The 20,285-nt window shown below is 68.1% G+C and carries 14 protein-coding genes, 1 rRNA gene and 1 pseudogene; 9 read left to right on the forward strand and 7 right to left on the reverse strand.

The genetic code is table 11. From position 1 onward, the window contains the following. From rrf to ACFWPH_RS21280, 3 genes are all read left to right on the forward strand, one after another. A 5S ribosomal RNA gene (gene rrf, locus ACFWPH_RS21270) occupies positions 1 to 91 on the forward strand; the annotation flags it as partial. A gap of 214 nt (positions 92 to 305) precedes the next feature. Continuing rightward, a complete protein-coding gene (nucS, locus tag ACFWPH_RS21275) occupies positions 306 to 992 on the forward strand; it encodes an endonuclease NucS (RefSeq protein ID WP_378753570.1) in 687 nt (228 codons plus the stop codon). 10 nt (positions 993 to 1,002) lie between these two features. Then, positions 1,003 to 1,308, forward strand: coding sequence for a hypothetical protein (locus tag ACFWPH_RS21280; RefSeq protein ID WP_062980390.1), 306 nt, complete (start codon positions 1,003 to 1,005; stop codon positions 1,306 to 1,308). 664 nt (positions 1,309 to 1,972) lie between these two features. Here the strand turns inward: ACFWPH_RS21280 and ACFWPH_RS21285 are convergent. Both ACFWPH_RS21285 and mce read right to left on the reverse strand, forming a co-directional pair. Beyond that, positions 1,973 to 2,989, reverse strand: a complete 1,017-nt coding sequence (locus ACFWPH_RS21285; protein ID WP_378753573.1) for a hypothetical protein — start codon at positions 2,987 to 2,989, stop codon at positions 1,973 to 1,975. Positions 2,990 to 3,075: 86 nt separating this feature from the next. Further along, positions 3,076 to 3,549: a methylmalonyl-CoA epimerase gene (mce, locus tag ACFWPH_RS21290; protein ID WP_378753575.1), complete on the reverse strand. Its 474-nt coding sequence runs from the start codon at positions 3,547 to 3,549 to the stop codon at positions 3,076 to 3,078. A 262-nt stretch (positions 3,550 to 3,811) separates the two neighbouring features. Between mce and ACFWPH_RS21295 the strand changes: the two genes are divergently transcribed. The 3 genes from ACFWPH_RS21295 to ACFWPH_RS21305 all read left to right on the forward strand — a co-directional run bounded on the left by ACFWPH_RS21295 (position 3,812) and on the right by ACFWPH_RS21305 (position 6,338). Continuing rightward, entirely contained in the window at positions 3,812 to 4,990 is a 1,179-nt protein-coding gene (locus tag ACFWPH_RS21295) for an acetyl-CoA C-acetyltransferase (RefSeq protein WP_378753577.1), read from the forward strand. Positions 4,991 to 5,059: 69 nt separating this feature from the next. Continuing rightward, positions 5,060 to 5,425 (forward strand): DUF3817 domain-containing protein, encoded by a 366-nt coding sequence (locus ACFWPH_RS21300; protein WP_378753579.1) that lies wholly within the window; start codon positions 5,060 to 5,062, stop codon positions 5,423 to 5,425. A gap of 61 nt (positions 5,426 to 5,486) precedes the next feature. After that, complete coding sequence (locus ACFWPH_RS21305; RefSeq protein WP_378754246.1) at positions 5,487 to 6,338, forward strand: co-chaperone YbbN; 852 nt, start codon at positions 5,487 to 5,489, stop codon at positions 6,336 to 6,338. A 304-nt stretch (positions 6,339 to 6,642) separates the two neighbouring features. On the opposite strand, the gene glgB is transcribed toward ACFWPH_RS21305, so the two are convergent. The 4 genes and pseudogenes from glgB to ACFWPH_RS21325 form a co-directional block, all read right to left on the reverse strand. Next, a complete protein-coding gene (gene glgB, locus ACFWPH_RS21310) occupies positions 6,643 to 8,799 on the reverse strand; it encodes a 1,4-alpha-glucan branching protein GlgB (protein WP_378753581.1) in 2,157 nt (718 codons plus the stop codon). Then, positions 8,796 to 10,799 (reverse strand): alpha-1,4-glucan--maltose-1-phosphate maltosyltransferase, encoded by a 2,004-nt coding sequence (locus ACFWPH_RS21315; protein ID WP_378753583.1) that lies wholly within the window; start codon positions 10,797 to 10,799, stop codon positions 8,796 to 8,798. Before ACFWPH_RS21315 ends, glgB begins: the two co-directional genes overlap by 4 nt. A gap of 185 nt (positions 10,800 to 10,984) precedes the next feature. Then, positions 10,985 to 12,636, reverse strand: a pseudogene (locus ACFWPH_RS21320) (ABC-F family ATP-binding cassette domain-containing protein). A 138-nt stretch (positions 12,637 to 12,774) separates the two neighbouring features. Then, the gene (locus ACFWPH_RS21325; protein ID WP_378753585.1) at positions 12,775 to 12,900 is read right to left on the reverse strand and encodes a hypothetical protein; all 126 of its coding nucleotides are present in this window, start codon (positions 12,898 to 12,900) and stop codon (positions 12,775 to 12,777) included. A gap of 85 nt (positions 12,901 to 12,985) precedes the next feature. Between ACFWPH_RS21325 and glgP the strand changes: the two genes are divergently transcribed. From glgP to ACFWPH_RS21340, 3 genes are all read left to right on the forward strand, one after another. Further along, positions 12,986 to 15,514: an alpha-glucan family phosphorylase gene (gene glgP, locus ACFWPH_RS21330; RefSeq protein ID WP_378753587.1), complete on the forward strand. Its 2,529-nt coding sequence runs from the start codon at positions 12,986 to 12,988 to the stop codon at positions 15,512 to 15,514. Positions 15,515 to 15,879: 365 nt separating this feature from the next. Then, complete coding sequence (locus tag ACFWPH_RS21335; RefSeq protein WP_378753589.1) at positions 15,880 to 17,241, forward strand: NCS2 family permease; 1,362 nt, start codon at positions 15,880 to 15,882, stop codon at positions 17,239 to 17,241. A 97-nt stretch (positions 17,242 to 17,338) separates the two neighbouring features. Then, complete coding sequence (locus ACFWPH_RS21340) at positions 17,339 to 17,869, forward strand: DoxX family protein (protein ID WP_378753591.1); 531 nt, start codon at positions 17,339 to 17,341, stop codon at positions 17,867 to 17,869. Between the two features lie 279 nt (positions 17,870 to 18,148). Here the strand turns inward: ACFWPH_RS21340 and ACFWPH_RS21345 are convergent, their stop codons facing one another. Next, complete coding sequence (locus ACFWPH_RS21345; protein ID WP_378753593.1) at positions 18,149 to 20,197, reverse strand: ATP-dependent DNA helicase; 2,049 nt, start codon at positions 20,195 to 20,197, stop codon at positions 18,149 to 18,151. Between the last annotated feature and the right edge of the window lie 88 nt (positions 20,198 to 20,285).

Raw genomic sequence — 20,285 nt, forward strand, 5'->3', positions numbered from 1 at the left:
GCCCGGTCCCATTCCGAACCCGGAAGCTAAGCCTGCCAGCGCCGATGGTACTGCACTCGACAGGGTGTGGGAGAGTAGGACACCGCCGGAACATAATTCCCTCTAGGGGCCCACATTTGTGGGCCCCTAGAGTGCGTTTCGGGGTATGTATCCAAGCCTGTCCGCGGCCCTGCTGGTCCGCTTGTGCTGGGATCGGCCGGATTGCACGGCCGGCGCTCATGGTGATCGCTGCGCGGAGATCTGGCCATGCGCCTCGTCGAGGCGCCGTTCCGGAGCTCGCACGCGCAGGGCCTAGACTCTGCCGGATGCGACTCGTGATTGCTCGTTGCCAGGTCGACTATGTGGGGCGGTTGACCGCTCATCTGCCGATGGCTCGCCGACTGTTGATGTTGAAGGCGGATGGGTCGGTGCTGGTGCATTCGGATGGGGGGTCGTATAAGCCGCTGAACTGGATGAGTCCGCCGTGCTGGCTGGAGGAGCGGGAGCCGGATGCCGCGGCGGGGCAGTTCAAGGAACTGTGGGTGGTGAGCAATAAGGCGGGGGAGGAGCTGCGGATCGGGATCGAGGAGATCGAGCACGATTCCAGCCATGAACTCGGGGTGGATCCGGGGCTGGTGAAGGACGGGGTCGAGGCGCATCTGCAGGAGTTGCTGGCCGAGCATGTGGAAACCCTCGGTACGGGGTTCAGCCTCATCCGTCGCGAGTACATGACCGCTATCGGGCCGGTGGACCTGCTGTGCCGGGACGCGGACGGGCGGACGGTCGCGGTGGAGATCAAACGGCGGGGCGAAATCGACGGGGTGGAACAGCTGACGCGCTACCTGGAGTTGCTGAACCGGGACCCGCTGCTGTCGCCGGTGGCGGGGGTGTTCGCGGCGCAGCAGATCAAACCGCAGGCGCGGACATTGGCCGAGGATCGCGGGATCCGGTGCTTGACCCTGGATTACAACGCTCTGCGCGGGACCGAGAGCAACGAATTCCGGCTCTTCTAAGCTGGAAGCCATGCCACGACGAAAACCGCGCAGCGGGCGTTACGGAGCGCAGCCGCAACGGTTGGGCACCGGGCTGGGCGATGTCTACCGCCGGACCGAAGCCGGACCGGACGGCGACGAGTACGTGGTGCGGACGGTGCCCGGCGCCCGGGCGGTGAAAAGGTACCGCTGCCCGGGCTGCGATCACGAGATCATGCCGGGAGTTCCGCATGTGGTGGCCTGGCCTGCCGGTAGCGGGGAGACGGACCGCCGGCATTGGCATCGGGGCTGTTGGAGCGGGCGGGGCACCCGGGGGATCACGCGACGGTGGTCCTGAGCCGGTCGTCGTGTCGGCCGCTTTCGTAACCTCGGACTACCACCGGGCTGTCCCGACACGGGATCGTCTGCGATACGCCCCACGGATGGACCTCGTCTTCGCCGCCACCGCCGGGCTCGCATATCTCACCTTCTGCACGACGGCCACGACTTCGAGCTCATCGGGGATCTCACCGGCCGACCCAGGGAACGGATCGTGCCCCACGGAACAGTGGGCTGAGCGGTGGAGAGCGTCCGGGGAAACGGGCCGGGTGAACACGGGCGCTACAGCGGCGTCGCCGGCTTCGTGGGCGGGTGCCCCAGCCGGACTCGGGGTGCTGATCAGAAGTCCGATATGAACCGGCGGGATGCGGCGACACAGCGAACTGTCCGGCGCCGGGGCGCACCCGGGCCGGACATGTCCGGTGGAGTGAGAAGGGACGCCGGGGATCGGCCACAACGATGTGCTGGGCTTGCTGCCCTGCCCGGCAGGGGGCGACGACACCCACGCGGTGGAGACCGCCATCGCCCGGCTTCGGGCGGGCGGGGGTTTTCGGTATGAATCCGGCCTTTGCAAGGCCGGGCGCGCGGTGTCTCGATATGAGGAAGGCCGCCCCCGTGGGGGCGGCCTCCGGAGTGATTTGTCGTGTCGCCGTACACGTTCCGACAGCAGCTCTGAGGGAGCTCTAGTTGCTGATGTCGGCGTTTTCGCGTTCTTCGTCGACGATATCTTCCGACTCGTCTTCGGCGTTCACCTCGGGGATCGCCTTCTGATTGTTACGGCCGGATACCGACTTGTTCTGCCCACTGCCGATCGATTTACGCGACTGTTCGGGCACCCCGTCGAGCAGTTCGCTCTCCCGGTTGACGGCAGCCAGCATGGCCGGCACCGAATCGAGCTGGCCGCGGATACCGAGCAGCTGGGCCAGGACGCGGCCACGCAGGACGCGCATCTCCTCGGCCAGTTCCTTGGCGTGCGCGATCTTGCGCTCGGAGGTCTGGGTGGCGGAGGTGATGAGGCGGTTGGCCTCGTCGGTGGCGTCCTTGATCCGCTGTGCGGCCTCGGCGCGGCTGGTGGCCTCCAGCTCCTCCATGGCGCGGGTCAGCTTGGTGCGACGCTCGGCCATGGTGACCTCGAAGTCCTGCTGCGTGGCCTTGCGCTTGGCGTCGGACTCCTTGGCCAGGCGCTCGGCCTCGGCCTGGGCGGCTTCGATGATCTTCGAGGATTCGGTACGTGCGTTCGCGAGGGTCTGCTCGTACTCGATTTCGAGGGCTTCGCGCTTCTCCTTGGTTTCGGCGAGCAGCGATTCGTACTTACCGCGCATCTCCGCGGCCTGCTGCTCGGCGATGGAAACCATCTCCGCGGCCTCGGCCTGCGCCAGCGCGCGGACCTCGGAGGCCTCGTCGGAAGCCAATCGCAGCATCCGGGAGATGCGATCGCTCATCCCTTCCGCGGTGGTCGGCGGGACGGACAGCCGGTCGACTTCCTTACGGAGCTCGTCGATTTCGTCGCGGGCATCCTCCAGCTGACTGGCGAGGTTGCGGGCCTGGGCGGCAGCGGCATCGCGGTCGGTGGCGGTGACCCGCAACTCGGCATCGAAACGGTCGAAATAGTTACGTACCTCGTCTTGCGCATAACCCTTGCGCACGACGGTGAAGGGCAGCGCAACGAAGCGATTGCGATCGGACTCGGGTGACGACATGGCCAACAAACTACAGCCTGAGACCGGCCCATGGTGAGCCGACCGGGAATGTTATCGGAGGTACGCCTAACGGTCCGATTACGATACTAGTGCGTAACATTCGGGTCCGGCTCGACCAACTCGACCAGCACACCGCCAGCATCCTTCGGGTGGACGAAATTGATGCGGGAATCGGCGGTGCCGCGGCGCGGCGCCTCGTACAGCAAACGCACGCCGAGATCGCGTAGATATGCGGAAACGGCGTCGATATCGGTGACCCGGAAAGCCAACTGCTGCAGGCCCGGTCCGCTGCGGTCGATGAATTTCGCGATGGTGGAGGTCGCATCCAGCGGTGCCAGCAACTGCAGAGCAGTCGAATCGTCCTCGGCGGCGGGAGCGGACAGCATCGCTTCCTGGACGCCCTGTTCGTCGTTGACCTCGCGGTGGGTTTCGACCAGGCCGAGGTTCTCGGCGTACCAAGCCACGGCCGTGTCCAGATCGGGTACGGCGATGCCTACGTGATCGACTGCGACGACGTAGTCGGCGGGAATGAATTCTGATGACGGGGTAGCGGTGCTCACTCTTCGAACGTAGCGCGTTCTGGTGCGCTGCCGGTGTGTACCCACCCGGATACCGGAAACTGATGGCGACTGCCGTCATGTCCTCGCAGGTGATCTGCGCATCCCTGCGGGCGGAATGCCGGGGTCGGCGGGTTACCGTGGAGTCGTCCGCACGATGCGTTACTCCCGGGTAGCGCGTCCGGTCGGCCTGGACGTCTCCAGGGGTCAATAGGGCCCCGACCCGTGCCGCCGGAGGCGGCGCCATAGATACAGGAGGCTTGTCGTGACCAACTCCGTGATCGTTGCCGGTGCGCGTACCCCGGTCGGCCGGCTGCTGGGTGGCCTGAAGGATTTCAGCGGCTCCGCACTCGGTGGTGTCGCGATCGCCGGTGCCCTGGAGAAGGCCGGCGTCCGTGGCGACCAGGTCGACTACGTGATCATGGGGCAGGTGCTCACCGCGGGCGCGGGGCAGATTCCGGCTCGGCAGGCCGCGGTCGCCGGCGGTATCCCGATGGATGTTCCGGCACTCACCCTGAACAAGGTGTGCCTGTCCGGTATCAACGCCATCGCGCTGGCGGACCAGTTGATCCGGGCGGGGGAACACGAGATCGTGGTCGCCGGCGGTCAGGAATCGATGAGCCGGGCTCCGCATATGCTCGAGAAGAGCCGCGAGGGGTTCAAGTACGGCGATGTGACGCTGCGCGACCATATGGCCTACGACGGCCTGCACGATATCTTCACCGATCAGGCGATGGGCGCCCTCACCGAGCAGCGCAACGAGACCGACCCGGTGACCCGCGCCGATCAGGATGCCTTCGCCGCGGCCTCGCATCAGCGGGCGGCCGCCGCATGGAAGAACGGGGTGTTCGACGACGAGGTGGTGCCGGTCGAGGTGCCGCAGCGTAAGGGCGACCCGGTGCAGTTCCGGCAGGACGAAGGTATCCGCGCCGATACGACCGCGGAATCGCTGTCGAAGCTGCGGCCCTCGTTCAGCAAGAACGGCACCATCACCGCGGGCTCGGCGTCGCAGATCTCCGACGGCGCGGCGGCGGTCGTGGTGATGAGCAAGACCAAGGCGCAGGAACTCGGGTTGAGCTGGATCGCCGAGATCGGTGCTGCCGGTATGGTCGCCGGCCCGGATTCGACGCTGCAGGATCAGCCGGCCAACGCCATTGCCAAGGCGTGTGCCAAGGAGGGCATCGCCCCGGCGGACCTGGATCTGGTGGAGATCAACGAAGCGTTTGCGGCGGTGGGTATCGCCTCCACTCGCGCGCTCGGGATCGACCCGGCGAAGGTCAATGTGAACGGCGGCGCCATCGCCATCGGGCATCCGCTCGGAATGTCGGGTGCGCGGATCGTGCTGCATCTGGCGCTGGAGCTGAAGCGGCGCGGCGGCGGGGTCGGTGCGGCGGCGCTGTGCGGTGGCGGTGGCCAGGGTGATGCGCTGATCGTCCGGGTCTGAACGTCCGGTATGACCGGTGTGACCGGTTCGACTACGACGCGGCGTAGTGGCTAGGGCACAATGGTGCGCATGAACTTTCTTGGTCTGCGCACCACCGCCGGCAGGTTCCGTTTCTTCGCCGTGCTCGAGGCGCTGTCCTGGCTGGGCCTGTTGACCGGAATGGCGTTCAAATACCTTCCGGAAGAGGGCAACGAGATCGGCGTGAAGATCTTCGGCCCGGTGCACGGCGGCGTTTTCGTCCTGTTCGTTCTGATCGCGCTCGTGACCGCGCGCGAGTTCGAATGGAACTGGAAGACCACCGTGCTGGCGCTGCTGTCCAGCATCCCGCCGTTCTTCACCGTGTTGTTCGAGGTGTGGGCCGTGCGTACCGGCAAGTTCGACCGGCAGGGTGCGGCCGGCACCGAGTCCCCGAAGACTCTCGCCGCCTCGTCGTGACAGACTGGAACCCGTGACTCGACCAGCACCACGCCGTCCTTCACCAGCCGCTGCCGCCGCCATGTCCGGGGCGGTGGATCTGTCCGCCCTGAAACAGCCGCCCGCGGGTGCGGCGGCCGCGGCCGGTGACCATACGGTCACCGAGGCGGATTTCGAGACCAAGGTTCTGCGCCGCTCCATGCAGGTGCCGGTCGTGGTGGCGCTGTATTCGCAGCGCAGCCCCGGCAGCATCGAATTGGTGCAGCTGCTGGAGCGGCTCCTGGACGAGGCGAACGGCACCTGGGATCTGGCCGCCGTCGAGGCCGAGAACAATATGCGGATCGCGCAGGCCTTCGGCGTCCAGGGCATTCCCACGGTGGTCGCCGTCGCGGGTGGCCAGCCGCTCGCCGATTTCCAGGGTGGCCAGCCGGAGGATCAGGTCCGGCAGTGGCTCGCCGCCGTCGTCCAGGCGGTGGAGGGCAAGCTCGAAGGTGATCCGGATGGTGAGCCGTCGGAGCCGCCCGCCGACCCTCGATTCGCCGCCGCCGAAGCGCTACTGGAGCAGGGCGATTTCGCGGGTGCGGAATCGGCCTACGAATCGATTCTTTCCCAGGAACCGGCCAACGCCGAGGCCAAGGCCGCGCTGCGTCAGGTGAAATTCCTCGGGCGGGCCCAGCAGCTGCCAGAGACGGCGACCGCGACCGCGGACGCGGATCCGGGCAATGTGGCGGCGGCATTGGACGCCGCCGATGTGGAGATGTTCCAGCAGCAACCCGAAGCCGCATTCGACCGGCTGATCGGTCTGATCAAACGGACCTCGGGCGATGAGCGGGCTACGGTGCGCACCCGGCTGGTGGAACTGTTCGAGCTGTTCGACCAGTCGGAGCCCTTTGTGGTCGCGGCCCGCCGGAAGCTGGCGACTGCCCTCTACTGACGTCGACAGGTACCGGGTATCAGCTCGGTGTGCCTCATGCAACTGGGCCGCCGCTGCGCCGAACGTGAGTGTGGACGGACGTTGTACGAACCACGAGGCGGCCGAAGCCGGGCCTTGCTCGCGAACTATGGGCGCGAGCGGCTTGCCCGGACGGTAGGGCCCGCGGCGGCGACTACTGCGGCCCCGGCACAGGAACCCGTGACGGCTCGAGGGCGTGTGTCTACGGACCGACCGGCGGATAGTGACCCGGCTGGTCCTGGATCGGTGCGGGAACTCTGAGGCTTCCGGGGACGGGGTGATCCGGTCAATGCCGGGGGACGAGCCAGATGACGCTGAGTGGGCCCACCGTGACCCCGGCGGATGCGGGGCGGTCGTGCAGGGGTACAGGCTCGGCGTGGACGACGCCGAGGTTTCCGGCGCCGGTTCCGCCGTACTCGAGGGCATCGGTGTTCAGAATTTCCAGCCAGTCGCCGGGGAGCGGCAGGCCGATCCGGTAATCGGTGTAGGTGTTGCCGGAGAAGTTGCAGACGCAGGCGACGACGCTGCCATCGGCGGCGTGCCGCAGGAACGCCAGCACGTTGGCGTCGCGGTCGTCGCTGCTGATCCAGGAATGGCCGCCGGGGGTGGTGTCCTGGCTCCACAGGGCCGGGTGTTCGCGGTAGCCGCGGTTGAGGTCGGCGACCAGGAGCTGGATACCGCGGTGCAGCGGGTTGTCCAGTTCGTGCCAGTCGAGGCTGTGATCGTGCCACCATTCGCGGTAGTGGCCGAATTCCTGACCCATGAACAGCAGCTGTTTACCGGGATGGGCCCACATGTAGGCCAGTAGCGCGCGGACGCCGCCGGCCTTGGCGAACTCGTCGCCGGGCATCCGGGTCCACAGGGTGCCTTTGCCGTGCACGACCTCGTCGTGACTGATGGGCAGCACGTAGCTCTCGCTCCACGCGTACATCAGCGAGAAGGTGATCTCGTTGTGGTGCCAGGTGCGGTGCACGGGGTCGCGGCTCAGATAGCCGAGCGTGTCGTGCATCCAGCCCATATTCCATTTCATGGTGAAACCCAGGCCGCCGACCTCGGTCGCCCGGGTGACACCGGGCCAGGTGGTGGATTCCTCGGCGATCGTCAGCACACCCGGGTACGAGCCGTGCAGGCTCTCGTTCAGTTCGGCGAGGAAATCGACTGCTTCGAGGTTCTCCGGGCCGCCGTGGATATTCGGCTCCCACCCGCCGTCGGGGCGGCCGTAGTCCAGGTAGAGCATGGCGGCGACCGCGTCGACCCGAAGCCCGTCGATATGGAATTCCTCGATCCAATAGCGGGCGTTGGCGACCAGGAAGTTGCGGACCTCGGGACGGCCGTAATCGAAAACGTAGGTGCCCCAGGCGGGTTGTTCACCGCGGCGGGGGTCGGGGTGTTCGTAGAGCGGGGTGCCGTCGAATCGGGCCAATGCCCAGGCGTCGCGGGGGAAATGCCCGGGCACCCAGTCGAGGATGACGCCGATCCCGTCGCCATGCATGCGGTCGACGAAGGCGCGGAAATCGTCCGGGCTGCCGAACCGCGCGGTGGGGGCGTAGTAGGAGGTGACCTGATAACCCCAGGAGCCGCCGAAGGGATGCTCGGCCATGGGTAGCAGTTCCACATGGGTGAAGCCGAGGCGGCGTACGTATTCGCTGAGTTGTTCGGCGAGTTCGCGGTAGCCCAGCCCCGGCCGCCACGAGGCGAGATGCAGTTCGAACACACTCAGGGGCGCGCGCGCCGGATCGGTGTGGGCTCTGTCGGTGAGCCAGCGCTGATCGGTCCAGTTGTGCTGTGTCGCCGTGACGACGGATGCGGTGGCCGGGGGGAGTTCGGTGGCGAACGCGACGGGGTCGGCGTGGTCGGCGACGCGGCCGTCGGCACCGTGCACGCGGTATTTGTAGCGATCACCGGGTGCGGCGCCGGGGACGAAAACCTCCCAGACACCCGAAGTGCCGAGGGCGCGCATCGGCCAGGTACCGCCCTGCCAGTGGTCGAAATCGCCGAAAACGGTGACGCCGCGGGCATTGGGTGCCCACACCGCGAACGACACCCCGGTGACCTCGCCGTCCAGGCCCGGATAGCGGCGGGGATGCGCACCGAGTACCTCCCACAACCGCTGATGGCGGCCTTCGCCGATCAGATGCAGATCGAGTTCGCCGAGGGTCGGTAGGTGGCGGTAGCCGTCGGCCAGCACCGTGGTCGGGTGGTGCGGGTAGGCGGTGACGACCCGGTAGTCCAGCAGTTCCGGGTAGGGGAGGGTGCCGCCGAAGACCCCGTGGCCCAGCGCAGCCAGCCGATGGTCGGCGCCGCCGACCCGGATCGACACCGATTCCGCTTCCGGCCGCAGCACCCGCACGATGGTGCCGTCCGGTGCCGGGTGGGCGCCCAGCACGGTATGCGGATCGGGATGGCTGCCCGCGGCCAGCAGCAGCAGATCGCGCCGGTTCACCGCAGCGTCCGCCGGTAGGCGAGGCCGGCGCGGGCATGATGCGGCACCGGCGGCAGGGCGATGACGTGGGCGACCGCACGGGCCGGGTCCAACCGGATGTAGTTGGTCTGCGCCCAGTGGTACTCCTCGCCACTGATCTCGTCGTGAACCACCGGATGGTCATGCCATTCGCGGCCGATGGCGGGCAGGTCCAGGGAGAGCATGCCCTGTTCGGCGGTGAACGGGTTCAGGTTCACCACCACCAGGGCGGCATCGCCGGTCGCCGGGTCGATCTTCGAATACGCCAGCAGGTTGTCGTTGTCGATGTGGTGGAAATGCAGGCAGCGCAGCTGCCGCAGCGCCGGGTGGCGGCGGCGGATCTCGTTGAGCCTGGTCAGCCACGGCTCCAGGGATTCGCCGCGGGCGCGGGCGTCGGCGAAGGGACGGGGGCGCAGTTCGTACTTCTCCGAATCCAGGTATTCCTCGCTGCCCGGGCGTACGGGTTGGTGTTCGTAGAGTTCGAAGCCGCTGTAGACGCCCCAGCTCGGGGCGAGGGTGGCGGCGAGGACGGCGCGGATGGCGAACATGCCCGGGCCGCCGTGCTGGAGGCTTTCGTGCAGGATATCCGGGGTGTTGACGAACAGGTTGGGTCGCGCCTCGTCGGCTTTCGCGGCGAGTTCGCGGCCGAACTCGGTCAGCTCGTGTTTATGGGTGCGCCAGGTGAAATAGGTGTAGGACTGGCTGAAACCGCGCCGGGCCAAACCGTACAGGCGGGCCGGATAGGTGAAGGCCTCCGACAACAGCACCACATCCGGGTCGGTACGGCGGATCGCGGCGATCAGCCATTCCCAGAAATCCGCCGGTTTGGTGTGCGGGTTGTCGACCCGGAAGATCTTCACGCCCAGTCCGGTCCAATACCGCACCACCCGCAGGACCTCGGCGTACAGGCCGTCGGGGTCGTTGTCGAAATCGAGCGGATAGATGTCCTGGTACTTCTTCGGCGGGTTCTCGGCGTAGGCGATCGTGCCGTCCGGCAGGGTCGTGAACCATTCGGGATGCGCGGTGACCCACGGATGATCGGGCGCGCACTGCAGCGCCAGATCCAGGGCCACCTCGAGCTTCAGGTCGGCGGCGGCGCGGACGAACGCGGCGAAATCGGCTTCGGTACCGAGCTGCGGGTGGAATGCATCGTGGCCGCCCTCGGCCGCGCCGATCGCCCACGGGGACCCCACATCGCCGGGACCGGCGGTGAGGGCGTTGTTGCGGCCCTTGCGGTTCACCCTGCCGATCGGGTGGATCGGCGGCAGGTAGACCACATCGAAACCCATTGCGGCGATACGGGGCAGCTCGGCGGTTGCGGTGGCGAAGGTGCCGTGCACGGGGTTGCCGCCGGCATCGCGGCCGCCGGTCGAGCGGGGAAAGAATTCGTACCAGGAGCCGGTGAGCGCGCGCGGCCGTTCCACCAGCACCGAGAACTGCGGGCCGCGCGTCACCAGATCCCGCAGCGGATTCGCGCGCAGGATCTCGGCCACCTCGTCGGTGAACGCGGGCGCGACCCGGGCGGGCAGCGGCTCGGTGCCGCGCAGCGCCGCCGCCACCGCCCGCAACCGCTCGAACTGCTTCTTACCGACCGCCTGCGCCGCCCGGTCGAACAGGCGCGCCCCGATCTCCAGATCGTTGGCCAGATCGGGTGCGCTCTGCCCGACCGCCAGTTTCGCCTCGACCGCCGACCGCCAGGTCGCGATCGAATCGGCCCAGCCCTCCACCCGGTAATGCCACAACCCGGGCCGGTCGGGGGTGAAGATGCCGTTGAACACGTCGGGTTCGTAGTCGGGAGTCATCGGGGCCCGGACGGACCGCGTCGACCCCGGTGCGCGGACCGCCAGGCTCGCGCCGACGGCACCGTGGCCGTCGCGCCATACGACGGCCCGCACCGGGAACACTTCCCCGACCACCGCCTTCGCCGGATACCCTCCGGGGATATACGGGGCGGTGTCATCGATGGCGATGCGTCCGGTCATCCACGCGATGATATTTGCGGCGCCTCCGGCGCCGCGGGTTCGGGGCCCTGAGGTCTCGAATCTTCCCTCCTCCGCTCCTCCGCTTCGCTCCCCCGCTCCGTCAGTCCAGATCCGAGACGGGCCCCGAACCACGGAGGTGGGCCCTTTGCTGTGGGCACCGAAATCGCGATCATCGTCGGTGGTGATCATGACTCGTGTTCGTTTGCCGTTTGGTGCAGGGGGAGGTGAGGCCAGTGTGCGAGGTCGGTGAGCATTTGCCTGTCGTGGGTGGCCACTACGACTGCTGCGGGGGTGTCCGAGAGGGCGGCGGTGAGTTCGTCTACCAGGGATATCGAGAGGTGGTTCGTCGGTTCGTCGCAGATCAGGACCATGGGGCGGAAGGCCAGCTGGAGGGCGAGGTGGAGTCGGCGCTGCTGACCTTGGGAGAGTCTGCCGACGGGGGTGTGCCGCGACTGTTTTCCAGCAGCCCGGTTGCGGTCAACGGGATCGGGTCGACGTCGTGGTGCAATTCGAGGCCCCGGATATGGCGGTCGTAGAGCTGCTGCGCGGTGAGTTCGGGCTCCCAGGCCGGCACCTCCTGATCGATCCGGACGATCCGGGCCGCGCCGTGATGGTGGATGCTGCCGGTGGACGGTTCGAGTTCACCGGCCAGAACAGCCAGCAGAGTGGACTTACCGGCGCCGTTGCGGCCGGTGACCAGTAGCCGATCACCCGCCACCAGAGCCAGACCGACTGGGGAATGCAGCCGCCCCGCCACGGTGACCTCCGCGCAGTGGAGCAATGGTGCGCCGGGCCGGACGGTGAGTTCCGGGAAACGGAGCCGCAGCGGGGGTTCCGGCACGGTCACCGTGTGGGCGTCGAGATCGGCCTGGCGCCGATTCAACGCCTGCACCAGACCCGGAGTGCGGGACTGCCGCTGATGTTTGCCGTGCCCCTTGCCGGGTCGCCAGCCGGTGCTGAGGCGGTCACGGGCGGTCGTGACGGCCTCGCGCAGGCGGGCGCGTTCGGCGAGTTGATCGGCGTACTCGTTCTCCCAGCTCTCCCGGGCCCGGCGCCGGCCCTCCTGCCAGCCGGTGTAGCCACCGGTGAACAGTTGCGGGCGGCCGTCGCGGCTCGGGTCCAGGTCGAGGAATTCCGTGGCGATATCGCGCAGTAGCGCGCGGTCGTGACTGACCACGGCCAGGCCACCCGCTCGGGCCCGCAGGCGTTCGGTCAGGAACACCAGCCCGTCCCGGTCGAGATGATTGGTCGGCTCGTCCAGCAGCAGGATGTCGTGGGCGGCGCCGAGCAGGCACGCCAGCCGGACCCGGTAGCGCTGTCCCACCGACAGCGTCGCCAGCGGGCGTTCCCGGTCGGTGCACGCGTGCAGGGCGGACAGGGCGATATCGACCCGCCGCTCGGCATCCCAGGCGTCGAGCCGGGTCGCGGCCTCCAGCGCTGCCGCGTACGCGTCGTCGGCGCCGGGCGCGCCGTCGGTAAGGGCGACGGTCGCGGTGTCGAGATCCCGCAGGGCGCGCAGGGCCGGTGCGATGGTTTCGGCGACCAGGGCCCCCACCGTTTCGCCGGTGCGGAACGGTACGGCCTGGCGGGCCACCCCGATGGTGCCCACCCTGGCCACCGTGCCGCTGTCGGGCCGATGCAGCCCGGCCAGTACATGCAGCAGGGTAGTTTTGCCCCGCCCGTTCTCACCGACGACGGCGAGCCGTGAACGCGCGGATACGGTGACGGACACGTCGGTGAGAACCGCGCGCGGCCCGACGGTCACGTGCACGGACGTCGCCCGGATATGGGCATGCGCGCCCGCCGGCAGGGCACTCGGTGCGAGGTCTTCCGGCAGAGGTCCGGGTGTAGACGGACCGCTGTGGCCGGAATGGGAGACAGAGGTAGGAGAAAGAGACACTGAAGCTCCGCGGCTCGAGTAGGGAGCCGGGACAGCGCAACGGCACCGCCCGGCACGACAGCTCGGACGGCGGCTTCAGAAGAACGTCGGAATTCCGGTCGCCGCCGTCAGCGGCGCGACCAGGGCTTCATCGACACAACACAGGAAATCACGCCCGAAACGATAACGAAGACGTCGCTCGATCGGCAATGTGTTTTCCACCGCGCCGCCGCGAGTGTCGAGTGCGGAAAGCAGGGACCGAGGGGGGCCAAAACCCCGCGCGCCGCAGGCGCGCCAGAATTACCTCATGAAGGCACTGCGTCGGTTCACCGTCCGCGCCCATCTGCCGGAGCGTTTGGCCGCGCTGGGCGAATTGTCGACCAATCTGCGCTGGTCGTGGCATGGCCCGACGCAAGATGTTTTCGCCGCACTGGACCCGCTGCGATGGGCGGAGTTCGGGCACGACCCGGTGCGGATGCTGCAGGAAGTGCCGGCCGGGCGGCTGACCGAGCTCGCCGACGATGCCGAGTACTGCGCGTCGCTGGACGCGGCGGCTGCGGACCTGCGGGATTACCTGGATCGGCCGGGGGCGGATTTCGGGGTGGGGGGGATCGCGTACTTCTCGATGGAGTTCGGGGTCAGCGAGGTGCTGCCGAACTATTCCGGTGGTCTCGGGATCCTGGCCGGCGATCATCTGAAGGCAGCCTCGGATCTGGGTCTTCCGCTGATCGCGGTCGGGCTGCTCTACCGGTCGGGATATTTCCGGCAGTCGCTGAGCGCCGATGGCTGGCAGGTCGAACGGTATCCGGCGCTCGACCCGCAGGGGCTGCCGCTGCGGCCGTTGACGGCCGACGGTTCGCCGGTCCTGGTGCATGTGGCGATGCCGGATCGGCGGGTGCTGGCGGCGCGGGTGTGGATCGCGCAGGTGGGCCGGGTTCCGCTGCTGCTGCTGGATTCCGATCTCGCCGCCAACGACCCGGATCTGCGTGCCGTCACCGACCGGCTCTACAGCGGCGACCAGGATCACCGGATCGAACAGGAGATCCTGGCCGGTATCGGGGGAGTGCGGGCGGTACGGGCTTACACCGCGGCGGCCGGTCTCCCGGATCCGGAGGTCTTCCATATGAACGAGGGGCATGCGGGCTTCCTCGGGCTCGAACGAATTCGCGAATATCTCGCCGCCGGGCACGATTTCGATACCGCGCTGGCCGCGGTGCGGGCCGGGACCGTGTTCACCACGCACACTCCGGTCCCCGCCGGTATCGACCGGTTTCCGGTATCGCTGGTGCACCGGTATTTCGGGGGGTCGGCGGGGGAGGCGGATTCGCCGCTGCTGCCCGGTATCGGTGTGGACCGCATCGTCGGGCTGGGCCGGGAAGCCGATCCGGCGGTGTTCAATATGGCGCATATGGGGTTGCGTCTCGCGCAGCGCGCCAACGGTGTTTCGCGGCTGCACGGGGAGGTGAGCCGGGAGATGTTCAATCCGCTGTGGCCCGGTTTCGATACCGCCGAGGTGCCGATCGGTTCGGTGACCAACGGTGTGCACGCGCCCACCTGGGCGGCGCGTGAATGGGGTGAGCTGCTGGAGGGTGCCGGCGGGTGGGCCCAGCTCGGTGACCTGGCGCCGGAGCGGCTGTGGGGGGTCCGCAACACCCTGCGCGCGACGCTGGTCGCGGAGGTGCGCCGGCGGCTGCGTGTCTCATGGTTGCAGCGTGGTGCGGCCGAAGCGGAATTATCGTGGGTGGACAATGTTTTCGACCCGCAGGTGCTCACTGTCGGCTTCGCGCGGCGGGTGCCGACCTATAAGCGGTTGACGCTCATGCTGCGCGACCCGCAGCGGCTTCGCGCGCTGCTCTTGGACCCGGACCGTCCGGTGCAGCTGGTGGTGGCGGGTAAGAGCCACCCCGCCGACGAAGGCGGTAAGGCGCTCATCCAGCAGGTGGTGCGTTTCGCCGACGACCCGGCCGTCCGGCACCGGATCGTTTTCCTGCCCGATTACGACATGTCCATGGCCCGGTACCTGTACTGGGGTTGTGATGTGTGGCTGAACAATCCCCTGCGCCCCCTCGAAGCGTGCGGAACCTCGGGGATGAAATCGGCGCTCAACGGCGGTCTGAACCTGTCCATCCGGGACGGCTGGTGGGACGAGATGTTCGACGGCGAGAACGGCTGGGCCATCCCGTCCGCCGACGGTGTCGGCGACGAACGCCGCGACGATCTGGAGGCCACCGCGCTCTACGACCTGATGGAACGCACCGTCGCTCCCCGGTTCTACGAGCGCGATACGCACGGTCTGCCGGTGCGCTGGCTCGAGCTGGTGCGCCACACCCTGCGCACTCTCGGCCCGAAAGTGCAGGCCGACAGGATGGTGCGCGATTACGCGCAGCAGTACTACGCTCCGGCCGCGGCCGCGTACCGGCGGGCCACCGAGTCGGAGCTGCGCGGTGCGCGCGAGGTCGCGGAGTACCGGAACCGGGTGACGCACGCCTGGTCGCGGGTGCGGGTGCTCCAGGCCGACGCCACCGGCCTGCCCGACGCTCCGGTTCCCGGTGCGCCCCTGTCGCTGACCGCACGCGTGGACCTGGGTGGGCTCGCGCCACAGGACGTGGTGGTGCAGGCGGTGCTGGGCCGGGTCTCGCCCGACGACGAGCTGTTCGACACCACCCTCACCACGATGTCGTCGACCGGCCGGGAGACACCCGAATCCACCGTGGAGGTGTTCACGGTCGAAACCCCGATACCGCTGCCGGGCTCGATCGGCTATACGGTCCGCGTGCTACCCGCCCACGAACTGTTGTCCTCGCACGCGGAGCTGGGTTTGGTCGCGAACGCATGAGTTGCGTCATATGGCTCGGCGCAGGGTGAGCCCGGGTAGTGCCTCGCCGGCGAGTAGAGCGGGCTGGTCGTATCGCGCGCCGGATTCAGACCCGTCGTCGTGGTCGGAATCGGGCGCGCACGAACTTTCGCGTGAGTCTACGGAACCGAGTGCGGCCGGGCGTCACCGGATCGCGGGTTTGCGGTCTGTGATTTCGGCCGTCGCCGATGCGCTACAGGACTACCGGCCCGGCGGGCGCGGGCGCGGTGCGACTTCGGTTCGTAACAAGTTTCCGATACCGTTCCACTGGCGCTGACCTGCGTCTAACCGCACCGGGGTGGGCGGCAACCGCCGGGACGGAGTTTTGCTAGCCGACTGGAGATGCCATGGCCACAGGTCTTCTGACCCGGACTCGCGGACGGGTGGATTCGTTCTTCGGAATCGGGATCCACGGCTCGACCATGCGACGCGAGTTGATGGCGGGGACTGTGACGTTCCTGGCGATGTGCTACGTCCTCGCGGTCAACCCCTCCATCCTCGGCGACCAGGGTGATCTCGGCGCGCAGGGTATCCCCACGCAGGCGGTGTTCACCGCGACCGCGGTGGCGGCGGTGGTGGGGACGCTCGTGATGGGCTTGTGGGCCCGGTATCCGGTCGCGCTTGCCCCCGGGATGGGCTTGAACGCGTTCTTCGCCTATTCGGTGGTGCTCGGCATGGGGATCCCGTGGCAAGTCGCGTTATCCGGCACGCTGCTGTCGGGTGTGATCTTCTTCGTTCTCGCGGTCACCAAGATCCGCGAGAAGATCCTGAACGCGATCCCGTTGCAGTTGAAACTGGCCGTCGCGGCCGGGGTGGGCACCTTCGTGGCGTTTCTGGGACTGAAGAACGCGGGCATCGTGGTGGACAATTCGTCAACCCTGGTCGGGCTCGGTGATTTCACCCAGGGCACCACGGTGCTGGCGTTGTTCGGACTCGTGCTGACCGTCGTCTTCCTCGTCCGCGGCTGGCACGGCGCGGTGCTGTACGGCATCGTGGCGACGGCGGTGATCGGCATGCTCACCGGTCTGGTGGATATCCCCGACGGGGTGGTCTCCATGCCGCAGGGTCTCGATGAGACCTTCGGCCAGGCGGTGGTCCATCTGCCCGACGCGTTCACCGCGCAGATGGCGGTGGTGGTGCTGACCATGTTGTTCGTGGATTTCTTCGATGCGTCCGGCACGCTGATCGGGGTGGCGAACCAGGCGGGCCTGCTGAACGCGAAGGGTGAGTTGCCGCGGGCGTCGAGTGCGCTGTCGGCCGATGCGGTGGGCACGATGGCAGGTGCGGTGATCGGAACCTCCACCACGACAGCCTATGTGGAATCGACGGCCGGTGTCTCGGCCGGCGGCCGGACCGGGCTCACCGCGGTGGTGACCGCCGCCTGGTTCGCGGTGGCCATGTTCTTCTTCCCGATATTCGCGGTGGTGGCGGGTTCGGGTGCGGTAACCGCGGCGGCGCTGATCGTGGTCGGGGTGCTGATGGCGCGTTCGCTCGGCGATATCGACTGGAGCCGTTTGGAGTTCGCGGTCCCGGCGTTCATCACGATCATCATGATGCCGCTGACGTATTCGATCGCCAACGGTCTGGCCATGGGGATGATCTTCTATCCCGTGGTGATGGTGGCGCGGGGCCGGTTCCGGGAAGTGCATCCGGTGATGTGGGTCCTGACGGTGATCTTCCTCGCGTACTTCTTCCTGCTCGCGGAATAGCCCGAAACGTGGCAAGGTTAGGCTAACCTGGCCGCGTTGACCGGAGCTCGCTCGTTTCGTCTCCCCGGCTGGGTAACTGCGACAACGAGGGGTTCCCGTGACTGCCGATACGACGCTCGAACGCGCCGCCACGACCCAGGGCGGGTCGATATCCGGTGATACCGGCCTGCTGATCCTGCGGCTGGTCTTCGGCCTGTTGTTCGCCGCCCACGGCGCGCAGAAGCTGTTCGGATGGTTCGGCGGCGAGGGTCTGGCGGCGAACAACGCGGGGTTCGAGAAAATGGGTTTCGAGCCGGGCAAGATATTCGGAACGCTGGCCGGAGTGAGCGAATTCGCCGGTGGGCTACTGCTCGCGTTGGGTGCGTTCACCCCGCTGGCGGCAGCAATCGTGCTGGGTACCGGAATCGTCATCGTCAACACGGGTTTCGGCAAGGGATTACTCGGCGGCTACGAGATGGGCTTGTTGTTCGCCGTGGTCGCCTTGGCGTTCGCCTTCACCGGTCCCGGGCGGTTTTCGGTGGACTACGGTCGCCCCTGGGCGCGCACCGGTCTGACGTGGGGTGTGCTCTCGGTGGTCACCGCGGTGGTGGCGGCCGGTGCCACGTTGATCGGCAAAGCGGCCCTCTAGCCCGGGCGGATATCGGAGCGGCCGGTGCCGGCCCCGCGGCCGGCGGGCTCCGGCACTGGCAGGCCGAGGCAGCTCCGGTGCCCACGGCAACCGTAACCAGTGCGGCGGCACCGATTGCATCAGCACTCGAGCGGCAAGCCGGTAGAACCGGAGCGGCAAGCCGGCGATCGGTCTCGAAGGCCCTACGGCGTCACTGAACTCGGTGCTACGACTGGACATTCCGGGCGGTCGTGTGGGTGCGGATACAGGTGTCCGCCCGGCTCGGCCGCGCCGCAGACATCAGACCGTTGCGGCGGAGTCCAGACGGTGCAGGGCCTTCAGCACGACTTCCGGGTCGGCGGTCTCCCAGTACGGGGGCAGTGAGGCACGTAGGTAACCGCCGTAGCGTGCGGTGGCGAGGCGCGGGTCGAGGATGGCCACGACGCCGCGATCGTCGACGCTGCGCAGCAGGCGCCCGGTGCCCTGGGCCAGCAGAAGGGCGGCGTGGCTGGCGGCGACGGTGAGAAAGCCGTTGCCGCCGCGGGATTCGACCGCGCGCTGACGGGCCGCCAGCAGCGGATCGTCGGGGCGCGGGAAGGGGATCCGGTCCAGGATCACCAGGCTCAGCGACGGGCCGGGGACATCGACACCCTGCCACAGGGAAAGGGTGCCGAACAGCGAGGTCTCCGGGTCGTCGGCGAATTTGCGCACCAACGCGCCGGTGGAATCCTCACCCTGGCACAGGATCGGTGTCTTCAGCCGGGAACGCAGGGCCTCCGTGGCCGATTTCGCGGCGCGCATGGACGAGAAGAGCCCCAGCGTACGCCCGCCCGCGGCCGAGACCAGCCGTTCGATTTCGTCGAGATAGGCCGGCGGCAGACCGTCACGGCCCGGAGCGGGTAGATGTTTGGCGACGTAGAGGATCCCGGATTTCGCATGGTCGAACGGCGAGCCCACATCCAGCGAGGACCAGCGGACGGTATCGGTATCCGCGGGGGCCTCCGCACCGTTGGCCAGTGCGGGATCGACCTTGCCGCCGGATTCCGGCGGCAGGCCCCAGGTGCGCGCCAGGCCGTCGAACGTACCGCCGATCTGCAGGGTCGCCGAGGTCAGGATGACCGTGGCCGTTCCGAACAACTGGCTGCGCAGCAATCCGCCGACGGCCAGCGGTGCCATATGCAGCGAGCGGCGGGTGACACCGCGGATCTCGTCGGCCGATAACCACACCACATCGCGGCGCGCCGCGGGATCGGGTTCGTCGAACGCGGTGAGGGCGCGGACCGCGCCGTCGTGGATCTCCTCGACCGCGGCCACGGCCATATTCCGGCCGGCGGCGGCTTCCGGATCGGATCCCGGCGCGGCGGAACCCTGCGGGTTGAGCGCGGTGCGTGCGTTCCAGGCGGCATCCCGGATGAGGGCGAGCACCTGGCCGATTCCGTCGGGCAGTGCCTCCCAGCGGTTCGGGCCGAGATCCTCGAGGGCGCCGTGCCAGGCTTCGGCGGCCGCCTCGAGCCGATCGACCTCCTGCTCGTCGATGAGTTTGGCGCAGCGCCGGGCGGCGGCGCTGATGGCCGTCGCGGACAGTTCGGCGGTCGCGACGCCGGTGACCCGGTCGACCAGTTCGTGCGCCTCGTCCACGACCACCACATCGTGTTCCGGCAGCACCTGGATACCGCTGATGGCGTCGATGGCCAGCAGCGCGTGATTGGTGACGACCACGTCGGCCTGCGCGGATTCGGCGCGGGCGCGTTCGGCGAAACAATCCTGACCGAAGGGGCAGCGGGATTTGCCCAGACATTCCCGCGACGAGACACTGACCTGCCGCCAGGCGCGGTCGCTGACCCCGGGGGCGAGTTCGTCGCGGTCGCCGGTCTCGGTATCGGAGGCCCATTCGTTGAGCCGTTTGACCTCGCGACCGAGCCGCGAGACCGCGAAGGCGTCGAACAACTCCGCTTCGGCCGGTTCCTCGGGGATGGCGCTGTTGATCTTGTTCAGGCAGAGATAGTTGTTGCGGCCCTTGAGGATCGCGAATTCCGGTGGCCGCCCGAGTGGTTTCGCCAGGGCCTGCGCCAGCCGGGGTAGATCCCGGTCCACCAGCTGCCGCTGCAGGGCGATGGTGGCGGTGGAGACCACCACCGTGCGCCCGGTGCGGACCGCATGCCGCAGGCTGGGCACCAGGTAGGCCAGGGATTTCCCGGTGCCCGTACCGGCCTGGACCGCGAGATGGCGTTTGGTCTCGATGGCATCGTCCACCGCGGCCACCATGGTCATCTGACCAGGGCGCTCCTTACCGCCGAGTGCGGTTACGGCGGTCGCCAGCAGGGTCGATACGGGCGGGAGTTCGGGCACTCGGGCAGCCTACTGCGCCCCACCGACACCCGTGCGCGGAGTCGCGAACCGTGCGGTCCGCCGAGGTGTCGAGAGGTGGGTGTCGCCC

Origin of the sequence: Nocardia sp. NPDC058499, assembly GCF_042719915.1 — a bacterium.
Taxonomy (GTDB): domain Bacteria; phylum Actinomycetota; class Actinomycetes; order Mycobacteriales; family Mycobacteriaceae; genus Nocardia.

Coding starts and splice junctions, on each gene's coding strand:
- nucS (WP_378753570.1), top strand. CDS start 306: ATGCGACTCGTGATTGCTCGTTGCCAGGTCGACTATGTGGGGCGGTTG.
- ACFWPH_RS21280 (WP_062980390.1), top strand. CDS start 1,003: ATGCCACGACGAAAACCGCGCAGCGGGCGTTACGGAGCGCAGCCGCAA.
- ACFWPH_RS21285 (WP_378753573.1), bottom strand. CDS start 2,989: ATGTCGTCACCCGAGTCCGATCGCAATCGCTTCGTTGCGCTGCCCTTC.
- ACFWPH_RS21300 (WP_378753579.1), top strand. CDS start 5,060: ATGAACTTTCTTGGTCTGCGCACCACCGCCGGCAGGTTCCGTTTCTTC.
- ACFWPH_RS21305 (WP_378754246.1), top strand. CDS start 5,487: ATGTCCGGGGCGGTGGATCTGTCCGCCCTGAAACAGCCGCCCGCGGGT.
- ACFWPH_RS21315 (WP_378753583.1), bottom strand. CDS start 10,799: ATGACCGGACGCATCGCCATCGATGACACCGCCCCGTATATCCCCGGA.
- glgP (WP_378753587.1), top strand. CDS start 12,986: ATGAAGGCACTGCGTCGGTTCACCGTCCGCGCCCATCTGCCGGAGCGT.
- ACFWPH_RS21335 (WP_378753589.1), top strand. CDS start 15,880: ATGGCCACAGGTCTTCTGACCCGGACTCGCGGACGGGTGGATTCGTTC.